This is a genomic window from Allobosea sp. RCC_152_1, from assembly GCF_041360765.1.
GTDB lineage: Bacteria > Pseudomonadota > Alphaproteobacteria > Rhizobiales > Beijerinckiaceae > Allobosea > Allobosea spartocytisi.
Genome location: NZ_JBFUPU010000002.1, coordinates 740,895 through 760,313 on the forward strand (window position 1 = coordinate 740,895; position 19,419 = coordinate 760,313).

Annotated in this window: 20 protein-coding genes; 9 read left to right on the forward strand and 11 right to left on the reverse strand. The window is 65.6% G+C overall.

Going from position 1 to position 19,419, the window contains the following annotated elements:
- Nucleotides 1-33: 33 nt before the first annotated feature.
- Complete coding sequence (locus AB6806_RS09955) at nucleotides 34-828, reverse strand: amino acid ABC transporter ATP-binding protein (RefSeq protein ID WP_051987589.1); 795 nt, start codon at nucleotides 826-828, stop codon at nucleotides 34-36.
- Nucleotides 825-1,724 carry an amino acid ABC transporter permease gene (locus AB6806_RS09960; RefSeq protein WP_112761481.1) on the reverse strand — a complete coding sequence of 300 codons (900 nt, stop codon included), beginning with the start codon at nucleotides 1,722-1,724 and terminating at the stop codon, nucleotides 825-827. The genes AB6806_RS09955 and AB6806_RS09960 overlap by 4 nt, the downstream gene beginning before the upstream one ends.
- 202 nt (nucleotides 1,725-1,926) lie before the next feature.
- On the opposite strand from AB6806_RS09960, the gene AB6806_RS09965 reads away from it, so the two are divergent.
- Both AB6806_RS09965 and AB6806_RS09970 read left to right on the forward strand, forming a co-directional pair.
- The gene (locus tag AB6806_RS09965; protein WP_038359764.1) at nucleotides 1,927-2,838 is read left to right on the forward strand and encodes a LysR substrate-binding domain-containing protein; all 912 of its coding nucleotides are present in this window, start codon (nucleotides 1,927-1,929) and stop codon (nucleotides 2,836-2,838) included.
- A 56-nt stretch (nucleotides 2,839-2,894) separates the two neighbouring features.
- Nucleotides 2,895-3,281, forward strand: a complete 387-nt coding sequence (locus AB6806_RS09970) for a SpoIIAA family protein (RefSeq protein WP_142021995.1) — start codon at nucleotides 2,895-2,897, stop codon at nucleotides 3,279-3,281.
- A gap of 52 nt (nucleotides 3,282-3,333) precedes the next feature.
- Here the strand turns inward: AB6806_RS09970 and phoB are convergent, their stop codons facing one another.
- The 7 genes from phoB to AB6806_RS10005 all read right to left on the reverse strand — a co-directional run bounded on the left by phoB (nucleotide 3,334) and on the right by AB6806_RS10005 (nucleotide 9,886).
- Complete coding sequence (phoB, locus tag AB6806_RS09975; RefSeq protein WP_038359768.1) at nucleotides 3,334-4,032, reverse strand: phosphate regulon transcriptional regulator PhoB; 699 nt, start codon at nucleotides 4,030-4,032, stop codon at nucleotides 3,334-3,336.
- Between the two features lie 12 nt (nucleotides 4,033-4,044).
- Nucleotides 4,045-4,764, reverse strand: coding sequence for a phosphate signaling complex protein PhoU (gene phoU / locus AB6806_RS09980; protein ID WP_038359770.1), 720 nt, complete (start codon nucleotides 4,762-4,764; stop codon nucleotides 4,045-4,047).
- A gap of 22 nt (nucleotides 4,765-4,786) precedes the next feature.
- Nucleotides 4,787-5,593, reverse strand: a complete 807-nt coding sequence (gene pstB / locus AB6806_RS09985; protein ID WP_038359773.1) for a phosphate ABC transporter ATP-binding protein PstB — start codon at nucleotides 5,591-5,593, stop codon at nucleotides 4,787-4,789.
- Between the two features lie 39 nt (nucleotides 5,594-5,632).
- Nucleotides 5,633-6,514 carry a phosphate ABC transporter permease PstA gene (gene pstA, locus AB6806_RS09990; RefSeq protein ID WP_038360388.1) on the reverse strand — a complete coding sequence of 294 codons (882 nt, stop codon included), beginning with the start codon at nucleotides 6,512-6,514 and terminating at the stop codon, nucleotides 5,633-5,635.
- Between the two features lie 18 nt (nucleotides 6,515-6,532).
- Nucleotides 6,533-7,504 (reverse strand): phosphate ABC transporter permease subunit PstC, encoded by a 972-nt coding sequence (pstC, locus tag AB6806_RS09995; RefSeq protein WP_038359776.1) that lies wholly within the window; start codon nucleotides 7,502-7,504, stop codon nucleotides 6,533-6,535.
- Between the two features lie 173 nt (nucleotides 7,505-7,677).
- Nucleotides 7,678-8,703: a phosphate ABC transporter substrate-binding protein PstS gene (gene pstS / locus AB6806_RS10000; protein WP_113254534.1), complete on the reverse strand. Its 1,026-nt coding sequence runs from the start codon at nucleotides 8,701-8,703 to the stop codon at nucleotides 7,678-7,680.
- 124 nt (nucleotides 8,704-8,827) lie between these two features.
- Nucleotides 8,828-9,886, reverse strand: coding sequence for an ATP-binding protein (locus AB6806_RS10005; RefSeq protein ID WP_038359828.1), 1,059 nt, complete (start codon nucleotides 9,884-9,886; stop codon nucleotides 8,828-8,830).
- A gap of 141 nt (nucleotides 9,887-10,027) precedes the next feature.
- On the opposite strand from AB6806_RS10005, the gene ppk2 reads away from it, so the two are divergent.
- Complete coding sequence (gene ppk2, locus AB6806_RS10010; protein WP_370954528.1) at nucleotides 10,028-11,017, forward strand: polyphosphate kinase 2; 990 nt, start codon at nucleotides 10,028-10,030, stop codon at nucleotides 11,015-11,017.
- Here ppk2 and AB6806_RS10015 read toward each other — a convergent pair.
- Nucleotides 10,981-11,916: a LysR family transcriptional regulator gene (locus tag AB6806_RS10015; RefSeq protein WP_038359830.1), complete on the reverse strand. Its 936-nt coding sequence runs from the start codon at nucleotides 11,914-11,916 to the stop codon at nucleotides 10,981-10,983. The genes ppk2 and AB6806_RS10015 overlap by 37 nt on opposite strands.
- Before the next feature lie 56 nt (nucleotides 11,917-11,972).
- The gene (locus AB6806_RS10020) at nucleotides 11,973-12,233 is read right to left on the reverse strand and encodes a hypothetical protein (RefSeq protein WP_370954529.1); all 261 of its coding nucleotides are present in this window, start codon (nucleotides 12,231-12,233) and stop codon (nucleotides 11,973-11,975) included.
- A gap of 869 nt (nucleotides 12,234-13,102) precedes the next feature.
- On the opposite strand from AB6806_RS10020, the gene AB6806_RS10025 reads away from it, so the two are divergent.
- The 6 genes from AB6806_RS10025 (at nucleotide 13,103) to bla (ending at nucleotide 19,416) form a co-directional block, all read left to right on the forward strand.
- Nucleotides 13,103-13,441 (forward strand): endonuclease domain-containing protein, encoded by a 339-nt coding sequence (locus AB6806_RS10025; protein WP_370954530.1) that lies wholly within the window; start codon nucleotides 13,103-13,105, stop codon nucleotides 13,439-13,441.
- A gap of 613 nt (nucleotides 13,442-14,054) precedes the next feature.
- Nucleotides 14,055-14,792: a toll/interleukin-1 receptor domain-containing protein gene (locus tag AB6806_RS10030; protein ID WP_370954531.1), complete on the forward strand. Its 738-nt coding sequence runs from the start codon at nucleotides 14,055-14,057 to the stop codon at nucleotides 14,790-14,792.
- A gap of 361 nt (nucleotides 14,793-15,153) precedes the next feature.
- A complete protein-coding gene (locus AB6806_RS10035; RefSeq protein ID WP_370954532.1) occupies nucleotides 15,154-16,332 on the forward strand; it encodes a phosphoserine transaminase in 1,179 nt (392 codons plus the stop codon).
- Nucleotides 16,333-16,498: 166 nt separating this feature from the next.
- Entirely contained in the window at nucleotides 16,499-18,088 is a 1,590-nt protein-coding gene (serA, locus tag AB6806_RS10040) for a phosphoglycerate dehydrogenase (RefSeq protein ID WP_370954533.1), read from the forward strand.
- A gap of 4 nt (nucleotides 18,089-18,092) precedes the next feature.
- The gene (locus AB6806_RS10045) at nucleotides 18,093-18,347 is read left to right on the forward strand and encodes a DUF1902 domain-containing protein (protein WP_038363897.1); all 255 of its coding nucleotides are present in this window, start codon (nucleotides 18,093-18,095) and stop codon (nucleotides 18,345-18,347) included.
- A 64-nt stretch (nucleotides 18,348-18,411) separates the two neighbouring features.
- Complete coding sequence (bla, locus tag AB6806_RS10050) at nucleotides 18,412-19,416, forward strand: class A beta-lactamase (protein ID WP_370954534.1); 1,005 nt, start codon at nucleotides 18,412-18,414, stop codon at nucleotides 19,414-19,416.
- Nucleotides 19,417-19,419 lie beyond the last annotated feature (3 nt).

The following is a 19,419-nucleotide window of genomic DNA, read 5'->3' on the forward strand; positions in this document are numbered from 1 at the left end:
CCATGCGCAAAACGACAAGAATCCCGCCGGTCGTCATTTCAGGACGGCTGCGATGAAATCCCGGGTGCGGGCCTGGGTCGGTGCGACCAGGACCGTGTCGGGCGTGCCGCGCTCGACGATCTCGCCCTTGTCCATGAAGACGACGTCGTTCGCCACCTCGCGCGCGAAGCCGAGCTCATGGGTGACGACGATCATCGTCATGCCGCTGGCGGCGAGGTCGCGCATCACGTTCAGCACCTCGCCGACGAGCTCGGGATCGAGCGCCGAGGTCGGCTCGTCGAACAGCATCAGCTTGGGCTTCATCGCCAGCGCCCTGGCGATGGCGATGCGCTGCTGCTGCCCGCCCGAGAGCTCGCTCGGATAGGCGTCGCGCTTCTCGGCGAGGCCGACACGCTCCAGCAGCGCCATGGCATCCGCGACGATCTCCTTGCGCGGCCGCTTCAGCACGGTCAGCGGCCCCTCGATGATGTTCTGCAGCGCCGTCATGTGGTTGAACAGGTTGAAGCGCTGGAACACCATGCCGGTGACGAGGCGCTGGCGCGCGATCTCCGGGTCGGTCAGCTCGTGCAGCTCGTCGCCGACGCGGCGATAGCCGATCAGTTCGCCATCGACGCGGATCGCGCCCTGGTCGATCTTCTCGAGCTGGTTGATGCAGCGCAGCAGCGTGGACTTGCCCGAGCCAGACGGCCCGATGATGCACTGGACCATGCCGGGCTCGACCGAGAGCGAGACGTCGTTCAGCGCCTTCAGATCGCCGAAGAACTTGCTGACATTGGCGACGGTGACGATGGCGGTATCCGCATCCGCCTGGTTCTGCGCCGCGCTCATGCCGGCTCCTCCTCGATCTTGACGGTGCGTTTCGCCCGCCTCTCGCCGCGTCCCTTCGAGAAATGGCGCTCGAGGAAATACTGCCCGATCTGCAGCAGCGTCACCACGAGCAGATACCAGCCGGCGGCGACGATCAGCAATTCGATGACGCGGGCATTGGCGAAATAGATCGTCTGGGCGTTGCGCAGGATCTCGGCATACTGGATCACGCTCGCCACCGAGGTCAGCTTCACCATGCTGATCACCTCGTTGCCGACCGGCGGAATGATGACGCGCATCGCCTGCGGCAGCACGATGCGACGCAGCGCCGTCAGCCGCGTCATGCCGATCGCCTTGGCGGCTTCGGTCTGCCCGGTATCGACGGAGAGGATGCCGCCGCGCACCACCTCGGCGGTATAGGCGCCCTGGTTCATGCCGAGCCCGAGCAGCGTCGCCATGAACGGACCGATGATGTCGATGGTGCGCCAGGAGAACAGCCCGGGAATGCCGATGGTCGGGAAGACCAGCGCCAGGTTGAACCAGATCAGGAGCTGCAGCAGCAGCGGCGTGCCGCGGAAGAACCAGATGTAGAACAGCGCGACGCTGCGCAGCACCGGGTTCGGCGACATATACATGATCGCGAAGACGACCCCGAGCACGATGCCCAGCGTCATTGCGCAGACCGTCATGATCAGCGTGTTGCCGAGACCGGAGAGGATCGCGGGCGCGGTGAAGAACTGCCCGACCACCGGCCAGGCGATGTCGCCCTTGACGAAGGCGGCGACGATCCAGGCGAGGACAGCGATGATGAGCGCCGCCGCGACCCAACGCCCATAGAAACGACGCGGCACGATCCTGAGTCGCGCGATCGCGGCCAGATCGCGGCTGGCGACCGGCGAGGTGACGGCATGGCTCATCGACGGCGCTCCCGGACAGGCTTGCCGGCGGCTCTCGAAAGCGCCATCGACCGCGATGCCGTTGGTCCGCGGAAACCACCGCAGCACGGGCAGATTGTCAAATTCATGCGAGCCCCTCCTCCCCAAGCGTAAGAATGACCTCTTGACCCGGCAGCCAGCAAACGAAACGATCTCCGGTAGCCTAGTCCAAAACGGAATACCCATGGCCTTGCGGCCCCCGCCCTCCTCCACCGCCATGCGCGCCTTCGTCACCGTCGCGCGACTGGGCTCGACCGCCCGCGCCGCAGGCGTCGTCAACCTGACGCAGAGCGCGGTCTCCAAGCAGATCCTGTCGCTCGAGCACCATCTCGGCACCGTGCTGTTCGAGCGCAATCCGGTCGGCCTCAAGCTCACCGAGGCCGGCGCAATCTACCTGCCCTATGCCGAGGCCGCCCTGGAGCAGATGGAACGCGGTGCGATGCGCCTGGCCGAGCGCGTCGCCATCGCCCGGCCGATCCGGTTGCACATGGTCGCCATCGCCGGCGAGCGCTGGCTGATGGAGCGCTTCCCCGTCTTCGCCGAGGCCCATCCCGGCGTCGATGTCCAGTTCACCAACTATGTCAGCGAAAACGAGACGGAAGAGCCCGACATCGAGATCAACCACGGCACCCCGCCCTGGCCCGGCAAGGAGGCGCATTATCTGTTCGGCCGCGATGTCGCCCTCGTCGCCGCGCCCGAATTGCTGGAGCGCATGGGCGGTTTCCGCCGCGCCGCCGACATCCAGAAGATGACGCTGCTGCAGCATTACCAGATGCCGGCCTTCTGGGCCGAGTTCACCGAGGCGCATGGCCTGCGCGGCGCGGTGCCGGCCCATACCGTCCGATACGGCTATTACTCCGTCATCATCCGCGCCGCGGTCGCGGGGCTCGGCGTCGCGCTGGCGCCACGCTGCTATGTCGCCGAGGAACTGGCTTCGGGCGCATTGGTCAACCCGCTCGATATCGGCTTCACCAGCGTCACCGGCTGCTGGCTGACCCGCCGCCTGGACCAGCCCTCGCGCCCCGGCCTCGACGCCTTCATCGCCTGGCTGAGGACGGAGGCCGCGGCTTTCGACGCGGCGACGCGAGCAGCCTGAGCGCCCGCAACCTCCCGGCCGGCCATGCGTTGACATCGGCACAGGAGGAGGCCGCCATGATCACCATTCTTCCGGCTCCCGACCATGTTCTCGCCATCGCGTTCAGCGGCACCATCGAGCCGGCCGATATCGAGCGCGTCGCCGCCGATGTCGAAGACCGGCTGAGCCGGCACGAGAAGGTCGCGATCCTCGCCGATATCACCGCCTTCGACGACATGACCTTCGCCGCCGCCTGGAAGGACGCGCGCTACAGCTTCGGCAAGCTCTGGGAACTCAGGCGCTTCCCCAAGGAGGCGATCATCGTCGAGAAGGGCTGGCTCGATCGCGTCGCGCGGCTCTTCGCCCCGGTGGTCCCCTTCGTCGAGATCCGCACCTTCCCGCCGGCCGAGCGCGAAGCCGCGCTGGCCTGGGCCGCCGATATCGAGGGCGGCCCCGACACCTGAAGCACGGGCGCTGCGAGCCGGGGCTCGGCTCGCGTGTCAGCTCCGGCGGCGGTCAGCTTCTGGCGAACGTCTCGTCGAAGGCATAGCCCGCGCCGCGCACGGTCCGGAGCGGGTCCTTGGCGTCGGCAGGCGTGATCGCCTTGCGCAGGCGGCCGACATGCACGTCGACGGTGCGCTCGTCGATATAGACGTCCCGGCCCCAGACGGCGTCGAGGAGCTGGGCGCGGGAATAGACGCGGCCCGGTGCCTGCATCAGGAACTCGAGCAGGCGGAACTCGGTCGGCCCCAGATGCAGCTCGCTGCCGGCGCGGCGGACGCGCCGGGTGGTGCGGTCGAGCTCAAGGTCGCCCGCCTGCAGAAGACCGGCGACATGGCCGGGCTTCGCCCGGCGCAGCAGCGCCTGGATGCGCGCCGTCAGCTCCGGCAGGGAGAACGGCTTCACGACATAGTCGTCGGCGCCGGTCGCGAGCCCGCGCACCCGCTCGGTCTCCTCGCCGCGCGCCGTCAACATGATGATCGGCACCCGCTCGGTGTCGCGCCGCGAGCGCAGCCGGCGGCAGAGCTCGATGCCGGAAAGGCCCGGCAGCATCCAGTCCAGCAGCACCAGATCGGGCGTGTGGTCGCGCAGATGCAGTTCGGCGTCGTCCCCCCGCGCCACGCTGTCGACCTCGAAGCCCTCGGCTTCGAGGTTGTAGCGCAGCAGCAGGGTGAGAGGCTCTTCGTCCTCGACGATCAGGATGCGTGCCGCCATGATTCCTTAGCCTCAGCTACCCGTGATCGCCTCGACCTCGATATTGGTCGTGTCGAGCTTCGGCCGGTTCGCGTCGAGCGAGTCACCGGTGATGAGATAGTGGATCGTCTCGGCGATGTTGGTGGTGTGGTCGCCGATGCGCTCGATGTTCTTGGCGCAGAACAGGAGATGCGTGCAGAAGGTGATGTTGCGCGGATCTTCCATCATATAGGTCAGGAGCTCGCGGAACAGCGAGGTGTAGAGCGCGTCGATCTCGTCGTCGCGGCGCCAGACCTCGAGCGCCTTCTGCTCGTTGCCGGCGGCATAGGCGTCGAGCACGTCCTTGAGCTGCGCCTGAACGAGGCGGCTGATGTGCTCCAGCCCGACCACGGCGCGGTGCGGCGGCTGGAACTGCCCGGAGATGGCGACGGCGCGCTTGGCGATGTTCTTGGCGAGATCGCCGACACGCTCGACATCCGCCGCGATGCGGATGGCGGAGATCAGCTCGCGCAGATCGTTGGCCAGCGGCTGGCGCCGGGCGATGGTCAGCACCGCCTTCTCCTCGACCTCGCGCTGGAGATTGTCGAGGCGCTGATCGGCGGAGATGATCTTCTGGGCCAGCGTGGTGTCGCGGCGCACCAGCGCCACGGTCGCATCGCCGAGCATGCGCTCGGCCATCCCGCCCATTTCGGCGAGGCTGCGGCGAAGGCCTTCGAGATCGGCGTCGTAGGAGCGGACGATATGGTCGGTCATGGGGTTCCTCCTCCGTCGCCGCTCAGCCGAACCGGCCGGTGACGTAATCCTGCGTCTGCTTCTTCGCCGGGTTCATGAAGATCGTGTTGGTCGGCGCGAACTCGATGACCTCGCCGAGATACATGAAGGCCGTGTACTGCGAGATGCGCGCCGCCTGCTGCATGTTGTGCGTCACGATGGCGATGGTGAAGTCGCTCTTGAGCTGCTCCAGCAGGTCCTCGATCTTGCCGGTCGAGATCGGGTCGAGCGCCGAGGTCGGCTCGTCGAACAGGATCACTTCCGGCTTCTGCGCGATGGTGCGCGCGATGCACAGGCGCTGCTGCTGGCCGCCGGAGAGGCCCATGCCGGAGCTCTTCAGCTTGTCCTTGACCTCGTCCCAGAGCGCGGCGCGGCGCAGTGCGCCCTCGACGCGGTCGTCGAGCTCCGACTTCGGCGGCTTCTCGTAGAGGCGGATGCCGAAGGCGACGTTGTCGTAGATCGACATCGGGAACGGCGTCGGCTTCTGGAACACCATGCCGACGCGCGAGCGCAGCTCGTTCACATCGACGTCGTTGGAGATGATGTTGCGTCCGTCGAGCATGATCTCGCCGGTCGCCTTCTGCTCCGGATAGAGCGAGTAGATCCGGTTGAAGATGCGCAGCAGGGTCGACTTGCCGCAGCCCGAAGGCCCGATCAGCGCCGTGACATGGCGGTCACGGAAGTCGAGATTGATGTTCTTCAGCGCCTTGTGCTCGCCGTAGTAGAAATCGAGGTTTTTCACCGCGATCCGGACGGGAGCCTCGGCATCGAGCGACTGCGGGGAGAGTTCAAGGGTCGAAAGCATCGACATGGTCCTCAAGGTCGGGCGCGACCGGGCTGGATTCAAGTCTTATTTGCCGCCGGCGACGACGCGCCGGGCGATGATCGAGAGCAGCAGGATCGAGATCGTGATGATCAGCGAACCAGCCCAGGCGAGTTGCTGCCAGTTCTCGTAAGGGGCGGAGGCGAACTGGTAGATCGTGACCGGCAGGTTGGAAACGCCGCCGACGAGATTGGGCGAGAACCAGAAATTGTTGTTCAGCGCGGTGAAGATCAGCGGCGCCGTCTCGCCGGCGATGCGGGCGAGTGCCAGCAGGATGCCAGTGACCATGCCGGCCTTCGCCGCGCGCCAGGTCACGCTGGTGATGACGACGGAAGGCGGCGCGCCGAGCGCCGAGCCTGCCTCGCGCAGCGGGCCGGGCACGAGGCTGAGCATGTCCTCGGTGGTGCGCACGATGACCGGGATCGCGATGATGCCGAGCGCGACGCCGCCGGCCCAGCCGGAATAGCCGCGGAAGGGCTCGACCAGGATGACGTAGACGAACAGGCCGATCAGGATCGACGGCGCCGAAAGCAGGATGTCGTTGATGAAGCGGATGATGTTGGCGAGCTTGGAGCCGCGGCCGTATTCCGCCAGCCAGGTGCCGGCGAGCACGCCGATCGGCGTCGCCACCGCAATGCCCAGGAAGGTCAGCACGATCGAGCCGACGATGGCGTTGGCGAGGCCGCCGCCCTCGGAGCCCGGCCCGGGCGTGACATGGGTGAAGGTCGCGAGCGAGAGCCCGCCGATGCCCTTCACCAGCAGCATGCCGAGAATCCAGAACAGCACGAAGATGGCGCAGAAGGTGAAGCCGGTGGCGATGACCTTCATCGCGCGGTCGGCGGTGCGGCGCGACTGGCGCACGCGCCCCCAGGCGATGTGCGATGCGGCCGGTGCGGAAGAGGTGGACATGCTCATCTGACCCAGACCTCAGAATTTCTTGACCCGGGCGACCAGCAGCCGCGCGATGACGAGGACGACGAAGGTGACGAAGAACAGGATGCAGCCCAGCGCGATCAGCGAATTGAGCTGCAGGCCCATCGCCTCGTTGAACTCGTTGGCGATGCGCGAGGCTATGGTCGAGCCGGGGTCGAGGATCGAGGCCGAGAGCCGGTTGGCGTTGCCGACCACGAAGGTCACCGCCATCGTCTCGCCGAGCGCACGGCCGAGCCCGAGCATGATCGCGCCGATGATCGAGACGCCGGCCTGCGGCACCAGCACATGGCGCACGACTTCCCAGGTGGTCGCCCCAATTCCATAGGCGCTCTCGCGCAGCACCGAGGGGATCTGCTCCAGCATGTCGCGGGTGATCGAGGCGATGAAGGGCACGATCATGAAGGCGAGGATGATGCCCGCGGTGAAGATGCCGAGGCCCGAGGGCGAGCGCGAATAGAGCACCGTGCCGACGATCGGGATGCCCTCGACGATATTCGAGAGCGGGATCTGGACATAGGCCGCGAAGAGCGGCGCGAAGACGAACAGCCCCCACATGCCGTAGATGATCGAGGGTACGGCGGCGAGCAGCTCGATCGCGGTCGCGACCGGCCGCTTGAACCAGGGCGGGGCGAGCTGCGTCAGGAACACGGCGATGCCGAGCGAGAGCGGCACGCCGATGACGAGCGCGATCAGCGCCGTCGAGAGCGTGCCGACGATCGCCGGCCAGGCGCCGTACTGCTCGTTCTGCGTATCCCAGACGCTGGAGGTGATGAAGCCGAGGCCGAATTCGCGGAAGGCGGGCCAGCCGCCGACGATCATCGAGAGCATGATGCCCGCGAGCAGCACCAGCACCAGCAGCGCCGCGAGGAAGCTCGCATTGCGGAAGACGAGGTCGAAGGTCGCCTTCGGCGTCTTCCGGATCACCGGTGCCGGGGGAATGCTTTTCATGTCGGTTACGGCGGTCATTCCGCGAGGCTCCGATAATGTCGCCGAGGCTGCTCGAGCCGGTCCGGTTCGATCGGCCTCAGCCCTCATCCTGAAGAGCCTCCGGTGCCGCGACCGGCGGCTCCTCAGGATGAAGGCTGAGCGTGGTCGGGCAAGGCGGGATAACCCGCCTCGCCCTGTCGGTCAGGCTGCGATCAGAAGATCGGCTTGCCGGAGTTGTCGGTCACGCCCTTCCAGGCGGCGCGGACCTCGTCCTTGACGTTGGCCGGGAGCGGCACGTAGTCGAGATCGCTCGCCAGCTTGTCGCCGCTCTTGTAGGCCCAGTCGAAGAACTTCAGCGCGGCCTGCACGTCGGCCGGGCTTTCCGGCTTGGCATGGACCAGGATGAAGGTCGCCGAGGTGATCGGCCAGGCATCCTTGCCCTTCTGGTTGTTGAGCGAGATGCCGAAGCCCGGCTGCTCTTTCCAGTCGGCATTGGCGGCCGCGGCCTGGAAGGCCTCGATCGTCGGCATCGGGAAGTTGCCGTCGGCATTCTTCACCAGGGCGTAGGAGAGCTTGTTCTGCTTGGCATAGGCGTACTCGACATAGCCAATCGAGTTCGCGACCTGCTTCACCGAAGCGGAAACGCCCTCATTGCCCTTGCCGCCGATACCGACCGGCCACTGCACGGCGGTGTTGTTGCCGATCTTGGTCTTCCACTCGGCCGAAACCTTGGAGAGGTAGTCGGTGAAGACGAAGGTCGTGCCCGAGCCGTCCGAACGGTAGACCGGGTTGATGTTGGCGTCGGGGAGCTTCAGATCGCCGTTGAGCGCGACGATCTTCGGGTCGTTCCACTTCTTGATCTCGCCGAGATAGATCCCGGCGACGATTTCGCCCGAGAGCTTGAGCTTGCCCGGCTCGATGCCGGCGATGTTCACGGCCGGAACGACGCCGCCCATCACGGTCGGGAACTGGATCAGGCCGTCCTTGGAGAGCTCCTCGCCCTTGAGCGGGGCGTCGGTCGCACCGAAGGCGACGGTCTTCGCCTTGATCTGGCGGATGCCGCCACCCGAGCCGATCGACTGATAGTTCAGGCCGACGCCGGCTTCCTTCTGATAGGCCTCGGCCCATTTCGAATAGATCGGGAAGGGGAAGGTCGCGCCGGCGCCGGTGATGTCGGCAGCCTGGGCGGAACCGGCGATCCCGGCGGCAACGGCCGCGAGAACGAGAATCTTGCGCATTGAGATGTCCTCTCTGGGTCGCTGTTTGCAGCGACCTCGTCAGAACACCCTCAGTATGACAGCCACATGACATTCCGTCATGAAAACTGTCACAAAGGCTCGGGCCGTTCCGGATTGTCAGGGCTCAGGCCGCGCTGCGGCCCGTTCCGTAGCGGGGCAGGATCGCCTTGAAGGCAGCGCCCTGCCCCGGCTTGCTCTCGATGGTGAGCCGGCCGCGATGGCGCAGCACGATGTGCTTGACGATGGCGAGCCCCAGTCCCGTGCCGCCGGCCTCGCGGCTGGCCGCCGTATCGACACGGTAGAAGCGCTCGGTCAGGCGCGGAAGATGCTCAGGCGCGATGCCCGGCCCGTCGTCGCGGACGCAGACGCTGGCCTCCCCGTCATGAATCTCGACCGCGATTGCGACCTCGCCGCCGCGCTTGCCGTATTTGATCGCGTTCTCGACCAGGTTCTCCATCAGCCGCAGCAACTCGTCCCGGTCCCCCGGCACCTGCAGCGGTTCGGACGGCGCCTTCAGCTTGAGGGTCACCTCGCGCTCGCGCGCCAGCAGCGCGAGGGAATCGACGATCTCGCGCGCGATGCCGGCGAGATCCACCGGCGCGTCGGGCGCGACATGGGCGCGCTGCTCGATCCGCGACAGCGAGAGCAGGTCGTCGACGAGCCGCGCCATGCGCAGCCCCTGCTCGCGCATGATCCCGAGAAAGCGCTCGCGGGCCTTCTCGTCGTTGCGCGCCGGCCCCTGCAGCGTCTCGACGAAGCCGAGCAGCGAGGCCAGCGGCGTGCGCAATTCATGGCTGGCATTGGCGACGAAATCGACGCGCATGCGCTCGATGACGCGCTGCTCGCTCAGATCCTCGAAGGTCAGGAGCGTCGGACGGCGCTCGGCCCGCCCGGCAAGCGCGGCGATGTGGATGCGGAAGGTCCGCTCCACCGGAACGCGCTCGACGAGCTCGATCGTCTTGCGCCCACCATCCAGCGCCACCGCCTCGATCGCCTCGATCAGGTCGGGGTCGCGCAGCACCAGCGCCAGGAGCTTGCCGGTCTCGAGCCCCGGGATCAGCGCGCGCATCGCCGGGCTCAGCGCCTGCGCGACGCCGAGCTCGTCGAGCAGCACGACGGCGGTGCCGAGCGCCTCGACGAAGCCGCGCGCAGCGGCGATGGGGAAAACGGCGGTGTCGATCATGGAACGTCCGAAGCTGCCGGCCGTTGCCGGCTCGGCTCTTCCTGCGCGGAACGGCAGAGGGCGTCAATTCCCTTCGGCGCGGTAGCCGGCTAGGCTCCGCCGGGGAAGAAACGGGCTCGTCCCGGCGAGGAGACAGAAACGATGGCGAAGAAATTCTCAGGCGCCGAGATCGAAAACCTGATCCAGCTGCCGGCGACGCAATCGACCCCGAAGGAGAAGCGGCCGCCCAAGCCGGACAAGTCCAAGAGCACCGGCAAGGCCCAAAAGGCCGGCAAGGCCAAGGGCTTCGACATCGAGGCCGATACCTTGCCGGAAGCGATCGTCGACGCCGCCTATCACAGCGGCGACTACCCCTATGGCAAGCGGATGAAGCGCAAGCGCTACAACCGCGAATTGGAGCCGCTGCAGATCGAATTGCAGAAGCTGACGCGCTGGGCCCAGAAGCATGGCGAGCGCATCGTCGTCGTCTTCGAGGGCCGCGACGGCGCCGGCAAGGGCGGCACCATCGCCCGCTTCACCCAGCATCTCAATCCGCGCCAGGCCCGTATCGTCGCCCTGCCCAAGCCCTCGGACACCGAGAAGGGGCAGTGGTACTTCCAGCGCTACGCCGCCGAGATGCCGACGGCCGGCGAGATCGTCTTCTTCGACCGCTCCTGGTACAACCGCGCCGGGGTCGAGCGCGTCATGGGCTTCTGCACGCCGGAGCAGACCGAGAGCTTCCTGCGCGAGGCCCCCGTCTTCGAGGGCATGCTGACGCGCGGCGGCATCCGCATCGTCAAGCTCTTCCTGACCATCGGCCGCGAGATGCAGATGATGCGCCTGCATGCCCGCTGGCACGATCCGCTCAAGCGCTGGAAGCTCTCGCCGATCGACTTCGAGGCGATCCCGCGCTTCGACGATTATTCCCGCGCCTTCGACGAGATGCTCGGCCGCACCTCGACGAAAGACGCGCCCTGGGTCATCGTGCGCAGCAACGACAAGCTGCGGGCGCGGCTCAACGCCATCCGCCATGTCCTGCGGGCGATCCCCTACAAGGACAAGGACGAGGCGGCGATCGGCCCGCTCGACGACAAGGTCGTCGTCTCGGTCGAGCGCTATCTCGCCAAGGGCGGCGAGCCGGAAACCGCCTGAGGCTCCCGCATCCGCTCGGCGAGAAAATCGACGAAGGCGCGGATGCGCCCCGCCATATGCTCGTGGCCGGCGAAGACGGCGTGGATCAGCTCGCGGTCATCCGCGTCATAGGCCTCCAGCACCGGCACGAGCCGGCCCGCCGCGAGATCCGGCTCGACATGGAACCGGCCCAGCCGCGCCAGCCCCATGCCGCGCAGGCAGAGATTGCGCAGCGTGGCGCCGCTATTGGCCAGGAAATTCCCGGCGACCGTGCGGCTGAAGCGCTCGCCGCTCGCCGGATCGCGGAACAGCCATTCGTCGAAGCTCGAGCGGAAATTGAAGCGCAGGCAGTTGAACCGCTCGAGATCGTCCGGGGTCCGGGGCGTGCCGTGCCGTTCGAGATAGGCGGGCGAGGCGATGACGATGCGGCGCGTCTCCAGCAGCTTGCGCGCCTTGAGCCGGGAATCCCGCAGGATGCCGGCGCGGATCGCGATGTCCGCGCGCTCCTCGACCAGGTCGATCACCTCGTCGTTCAGCGAAATGTCCAGCTCGATCTCGGGATAGAGCGTCAGGAATTCCTGCACCCGCGGCAGGACATACATCACCCCGAAGCCGACGGAGACGCTGACCCTGAGCCGGCCGCGCGGCACCGCCCGCGCCCCGCTGGAGAGCGCGCTCTCGGTCTCCTCGATCTCGGCGAGGATGCGCCGCGCCCGCGCCAGATAGACCTCGCCTTCCGGCGTGAGCTGCAGGGCGCGCGTCGTGCGCACCAGCAGCCGCGTGCCGAGCCGGTCCTCGACGCGGCTGATCAGCTTGCTGACGGCCGAGGGCGAGAGGTTGAGCTTGCGCCCGGCCGCCGAGAAGCTGCCGGCATCCGCCGCCGTGACGAAGACATCCATCTCACCCGCGCGATTATCCATCCGCCACCGCCCCCAAGAGATCGCGTCTCACGCCCGTCGCGCCTCAAGCCCGCGCCTCACGCTCCCTTGGCGATGGCCTGCTTCAACCGCGCGACCGCCTCCGTCGCGCCGGACCGGACCGTGATCTCCAGCGACGGCGCCTCGCGTTCGATCATCTCGATCAGCGTTTCCGGCGTGATCTCGGCCCGCGCCGCGGTGAGCTTCAGCACGGCATTGGCGATGATGTTGGGCCAATACGCCGCCCCGCCCTTGGCCAGCCCCTTGGCCTTGCGGCCCTCGAATTCCTGGGCGAGCTGTTCGGGGGTCTTTTTGGCCATGGGGAGGGTTCCGTGAATCGCTTTGAGCGGTGAGCTTACCCTAATCGGGCCCGAAAAGGCGCGATGAACCCGTTTCCCGTGTGGAGAAGGGCGGGCCTGCCGTCACCGGGAAAGGTGCGGCCGCCCTGTCGCCAGCTCGCTCGTCGGCAGCGCTCTCCCGCCCCGCCCTTCCCGCCGATCGCGGGCTTGTCCGGGACCGGCCCGCGAAGCGTCAAACGCGGCGACGGCCGGCTTCGCTGCGGCAGCGGGTTGCCCGCGCTTCACCGCGAAAGGGCGCGCATCATCGCCGCCCGCGCCGCCGGGCGTGGGCGTTGAGAGATGAGGGGCAGCGGAGCGCCGCGAGGCGCGGTTGGGTATCGGGCCGCTTCCATTGAGCCAGGATGCGGCGCGGAGGGATTGAGCCACCCTCCGCACGCCCCGTGGCGCTCCGCTTGCCGGCGTTCTTAAGTCTCCGGGCCGCGCTTATCGGGCCTGCGGCCATCCTTCGCCGCGAGCCCTTTCGACGCCAGTTCGGCTCATCGCCTTGTCGCGTCTACTCGGGCATGGGACGAAGGCGTGAGGCCATCGGCCGTTCCCAGCGAGCTCCTCGCACAGGGATCGTAGTGTCCCCAGGGCGGTGCCCCGAAGCCTCCCGGGAGTGGATCGTGACTCCACCCGCAGGCGCCGCCCTCATCCCCACCAACGGCACACCTCCGGATGGCTGCCCCTCGGGGATGAGGTGGGCCGAGGATAGGCGGGCGTTGGAAGGCGGGGATAAGTTTCTGGGCGGCAGCGGTTAAGCGCGGGAACCCCTCTCCCGGATGGGAGAGGCGCAGGGGTGAGGGCCCGCCATTGATCGCAAGGGTGCACGCGTCCAACATCCGCCCCCGATGACAACCGAACAGCGGCAATTTGCCCGAAAGCTTCGCGGACATTCTACCGAACCGGAGGACATCCTCTGGTCGCTCCTGCGCAACCGCCAGCTCGACGGGCTGAAGTTCCGGCGACAAGTTCCCCTGCTCGGTTACACCGTCGATTTCATCTGCATCGATCGAAAGCTGATCGTCGAGATCGACGGCCGCCAGCATCGCTGGGAGGCGGATTACGACGCCGCGCGGACGGAGGAAATCGAACGGCACGGCTTCAAGGTCGTGCGTTTCAGCAATGCCGAAGTCCTGAATGACAGGGATGTCGTCATCGCCGCCATCCGCAGGGCGATTGGCGGATAGGGCGAGCCTCCCCTGCCCACCTCTCGCCGACAACTTATCTCAACCGCCCGAAAAGGCGCGGGGAACCCTTCTCCCGTGTGGGAGAAGGGCAGGGATGAGGGCCTGCCCTATCCGCAAAGAGTCGCAACGGGCTCCGCCGCGTTCCAATGATCAGCGGCGGTCCCTCACCCCTGCCCCTCTCCCATCCGGGAGAGGAGTTCCCCGCGGGTAATCCGGTTAGGGCGGTGCCCCGAAGCCTCCCGGCAGTGGGTCGTAACCCCACCCGCAGGCGCCGCCCCCGCCCCGCCAACGGCATACCTCCGGATGGCTGCCCTCGGGGACAAGGTGGGATGAGGATAGGCGCGCGGTATGGGGGCGGGGACATATTTCTCCAACAACATAGTTACGCGCGAGACGCTTCCGGGGGCCTTCTGAGAGCGAAGCGGACGAATTCAACAGAGGAAAATGTGGAGAGGCACCTTTGCCCAGGAGAATACGTCACAAATTTTCGATCCAGGCCCCAGAATAAACTTGAAAAAATCTAAGCTGTATTTTAATGTACGATCTAAACTATCTACTCTTGTAGCCTACAATTTCATAAATAGCTTAATCGAAAAACTTGAGGAGCGCTAGATTGCTGAAGAAGAAATGGGACGCTTTCATCAGCCACGCGAGTGAAGATAAGAACGATATAGCCCGCCCCTTGGCTAATAACCTCACAAGATTGGGCTTAAGGGTATGGTTTGATGAATTCGAGCTAAAAATCGGAGATAGTTTATCTAAAAATATTGATCTTGGATTATCCAAATCAGAATTTGGGATAGTCATCCTATCAAATAGTTTTTTTAAAAAAGACTGGACCGATTACGAATTCAGAGGCCTTGTCGCAAAAAGCATCGGAGCAAACCGTACAATATTACCAGTATGGCATAATATAGAACGTTCAGATGTCATAAATTTCAGCCCAAGCCTTGCCGACATAATGGCGGCAAACACAAATCAATCACTGGACAAACTCTCCATTGATATCGTAAGCGTAATTAACCCTTCCTTGCACGCTGCAATAATTAGGAAAATTATAAATCAAAAAGCAAGCATCAACAGCCAGTCAGAAAAGATCCCCCTAAATTTAATTGAAATGGCCCCCATTCGCCATGAAAGACTTCCGATAGAGCTAATTCGAAGAATTTCTATTATTCGCAACGTGTTAAGCGACGTTCACCCCCTATCTATGGCGGAATGGGTCGACGGGTTCCAGCGCGACACCCATCCTTCAAAAGAAATCAGGGTGTGGGAGTTTATTGCCTCGCGCTACCTTCAAATTCGAGAGGCCGTTCAACTCTCGGCTCAACAGAAAAAAACATCCTGTTAAGCCTCTTAGCTGTCACTACCGACGACCAAGAGGCTATCCTCAAGAATCTACGAAACTTCTCACCGGAACAGGCACAGAAAATAATAAGCGCGCTAGCTTCTGAAAATGAACTTATATTCACAAAAAGATCGGAGCGTGATCAAGATTTTCCAAACAATGACTACGAAACATTCTCCGGCACAGAGTCAAACATAGACGATATTTATATAAACGAGCTCGCAAAAATCGCCGACAAGGCAAGAAAGTGAGATCGGAAAGCATTGACTTCGACCCTTGACTCCCCACCCCCAGCGGCTCTACCCCCATCGACGGGACACGCCCCCCCAACGGGGCGCGCCCATCTGTAAGGATGGAGACATCGATGGCGAATACCGCACCGACCACGCGTCCGCGCGTGCCTAACTTCTCGTCCGGCCCCTGCGCCAAGCGCCCCGGCTGGGCCCTCAAGAACCTCTCCGACGCCCCGCTCGGCCGCTCGCACCGCGCCAAGATCGGCAAGGACAAGCTCAAAGCCGCGATCGACCTCACCCGCGAGGTGCTGCAGGTCCCGGCCGATTACCGCATCGGCATCGTGCCCGCCTCCGATACCGGCGCCGTCGAGATGGCGCTCTGGAGCCTGCTCGGCGCCCGCGGCGTCGATATGGTGAGCTGGGAGAGCTTCGGCGCCGGCTGGGTCACCGATGTCGTCAAGCAGCTCAAGCTCGCCGATGTCCGCACCTTCGAGGCGCCCTATGGCGAATTGCCGAACCTCAGGAAGGTCGACACCAAGAACCGCGACGTCGTCTTCACCTGGAACGGCACCACGTCGGGCGTGCGCGTCGTCGATGCCGACTGGATCGCGGAGGACCGCGAGGGGCTGACCATCTGCGACGCCACCTCCGCCGCCTTCGCCCAGCGCCTCGACTGGCCCAAGCTCGATGTCGTCACCTTCTCCTGGCAGAAGGTGCTCGGCGGCGAGGCCGCGCATGGCATGATCGTGCTCTCGCCCCGCGCGGTCGAGCGGCTCCTGACCTACAAGCCGGCCTGGCCGCTGCCGAAGATCTTCCGCATGACCTCGGGCGGCAAGCTGATCGAGGGCATCTTCTCCGGCGAGACCATCAACACCCCCTCCATGCTCGCGGTCGAGGATTATCTCGATGCGCTGAACTGGGCGAAGAAGGTCGGCGGGCTCGACGGGCTGGTGAAGCGCGCCGATGCCAATGCCCGCGTGATCGCCAAATTCGTGCGCGAGAACGACTGGATCGACTTCCTCGCCGTGAAGCCGAAGACGCGCTCCAACACGAGCGTGTGCCTGAAGTTCACCGACCCGGCGGTCACCGCCCTGCCGGCGGACGCGCAGGCGGCCTTCGCCAAGCAGGTCGTCTCGATCATCGAGAAGGCCGGCGCCGGCTACGATCTCGGCCATTACCGCGACGCCCCTCCCGGCCTGCGCATCTGGTGCGGCGCGACCGTGCAGTCGCGCGACGTCAAGGCGCTGCTGCCCTGGATCGCCTATGCCTTCGCCGAGGCCAAGGCGGCGTTGGGCAAGAAGGCGGCGTAACAAGCTGCCGCCATGGTCGGGCTTGACCCGACCATCTCTCTCAAGAAGAGGCGCTGCCCTTCGCCTCCGCGTCCCCAGATGGCCGGGTCAAGCCCGGCCATGACGCTCTCCTCCTCTTTACGCGCCGAACGCTCCCCGTGTAGCGCGGCGCCAGCCGGAGCCTCCCATGCCCGCACCAAAGGTCCTGATTTCCGACGCCCTCTCCCCCGCCGCCGTCCAGATCTTCAAGGATCGCGGCATCGACGTGACCTTCGATCCCGGCCTCGGCAAGGACAAGGACAAGCTCGCCGCGATCATCGGCGACTATGACGGGCTCGCCATCCGCTCGGCCACCAAGGCGACCGCCAAGCTGCTGGAGGCCGCGACGAAGCTGAAGGTCATCGGCCGCGCCGGCATCGGCGTCGACAATGTCGAGATCCCCGCCGCGACCGCCCGCGGCATCATCGTGATGAACACGCCCTTCGGCAATTCGATTACCACCGCCGAGCACGCCATCGCGATGATGTTCGCGCTCGCCCGCCAGATCCCCTCGGCCGACGTCTCCACCCAGGCCGGAAAGTGGGAGAAGAACCGCTTCATGGGCGTCGAGATCACGGCCAAGACGCTCGGCCTGATCGGCGCCGGCAATATCGGCTCGATCGTCGCCGAGCGGGCCATCGGGCTCAAGATGCGCGTCATCGCCTATGACCCCTATCTCTCGCCTGAGCGCGCCGTGGCGTTGGGCGTCGAGAAGGTCGAGTTGGAAGACCTGCTGAAGCGCGCGGACTTCATCACGCTGCACGTCCCGATGACGCAGATGACCAAGAACATCCTCTCGGCCGAAAACCTCGCCAAGACGAAAAAGGGCGTGCGGATCATCAACTGCGCCCGCGGCGGTCTCGTCGACGAGCAGGCGCTGGCGGACCTGATCAAGTCCGGCCATGTCGCCGGTGCCGCCTTCGACGTGTTCTCGCAGGAGCCGGCTGAATCGAACCCGCTCTTCGGACTGGAAAACGTCGTCTGCACGCCGCATCTCGGCGCCTCCACCAACGAGGCGCAGGAGAATGTCGCCCTGCAGGTCGCCGAGCAGATGAGCGACTACCTGCTCAAGGGCGCCATCACCAACGCGGTCAACTTCCCCTCGATCTCGGCGGAAGAAGCCCCGCGCATCAAGCCCTTCGTCGATCTCGCCGAGAAGCTCGGCTCCTTCCTCGGCCAGCTCACCGAGGCACCGGTCAAGGGCATCCGCATCGAGTATGAGGGCGCGGTCGCGAGCCTCAACCTCAAGGCGATCTCGGCCGCCGCGATCACCGGCGTGCTCAGGCCCTTCCTGCCCGAGATCAACATGGTCAACGCCGCGCTGATCGCCAAGGAGAAGGGCATCGTCGTCGAGGAGCTGACCCGCGACGTCGCCGGCAACCTCGAAAGCGTCATCCGCATCGTCGTCGATGCCGAGGACATGCCGCGCCATGCCTCCGGCACCGTCTTCCATGACGGCAAGCCGCGCATCGTCGAGATCCGCGACATCGCCGTCGACGCCGAGTTCGCGCCGCATATGCTCTATGTCCGCAACGCCGACAAGCCCGGCTTCATCGGCGCCTTCGGCTCGCTGCTCGGCGGCGCCGGCGTCAATGTCGCGACCTTCGCGCTCGGCCGCGACAAGCCGGGCGGCGACGCGATCTGCTATGTCGCGGTGGACGAGCCCATCTCGGATGAGCTACTGGCCAAGATCCACGAGATCCCCATGGTCAAGCGCGCCAGGCGCCTGAGGTTTTAACATCTTGATCAATCCGCTGAAGGCTCTCGTCGCCGCGCCCGCCGGGGCGATGGAGCCGATCCGCTTCGAGGTCCGCCGCGACGAGGCGGCGGGCCTCTGGTACGCCATGGATGTGGGCGAGCTCGGCATCGTCACCGAGGCCGACACGCTCGACGCCCTGCGCGAGCGGGTGAAGCAGCTCCTGCCGGAATGTTTCGGCATCGAGAACTGCCCTGTGGAGCTCGAACTCTGCGACAGCGAGAATAACGGACCGGCCTGACGCACCGCCGTAACCCCGCCGTAATGTCCATTCTCTCTGATGCGGACATCACGAGGAAACGTCCATGCCTGCCCGCCTTCGCCTTGCCGCCGCCCTCGCTTTCGTCGGCCTGGCCATTCCACCCGCCTTCGCCGATTGGGATCGGCCCAGCCTCGACAAGGGCATTGCCAAGCTCGAGCGCCGCACTGAGGGCCGGCTCGGCGTCGCACTGATCGACCTGAAGGACCACAAGCTCTGGTCCTGGCGCGGAGCCGAGACCTTCCCGATGCAGAGCGTCTTCAAGCTGCCGCTGGCGGTCGCGGTGTTGCAGCAGGTCGAGGCGGGGAAGTTCAAGCTCGACCAGCCGATCACCATCACCCGCAAGGACCTGTCGCTCTTCAACAGCCCGATCGCCCGGCAATTCAAGGGCGAGAGCGCGACCTACCCGGTGCGGGACTTGATCCGCCTCGCCGCCGGCCAGAGCGACAACACGGCGGCCGACCGGTTGATGCGCGAAATCGGCGGCCCGCAGGTGGTGACGAAGATGCTGCGCGACGGTGGCATCGAGAACATGTCGATCGACCGCTACGAACGCCAGTTCCAGCCGGAGATCTACGGTCTCAAGGGCTTCGGCTGGAACGAGGTCGTCGACGAGCAGCGCTTCCGCGCCGATCTGCGCGCCCTGAACCCCGAATTGCGCATCGCGGCGCTGGCCGCCGCGCTGACGGACAAGCGCGACGCGGCGACGCCGGAGGCAAGCGCGCGCTTCCTCGAAGGCTTCGCCGAAGGCAACTGGCTGCGCAACCCCGCGCATACCGCCTTCCTGACCAAGGTCATCAGCGAATCGAAGATCGGCACCGGCCGCATCAAGGCCGGGCTGCCGCCGGGCTCCGTCCTCGCTCATCGCACCGGGCTCGGCCTGACCACGGACGGCATCAACCACGCCACCAACGACATCGGCATCGCGACGCTGCCGGACGGGCGGCGCTTCGTCATCGTCACCTATCTTGCCGGCTCGCGCGCCGATGCCCCGAAGCGGGAAGCCGCACTCGCCGAGGCGGCGCGGCTGGCGGTTTCAGCCTTGCGTTGAGAA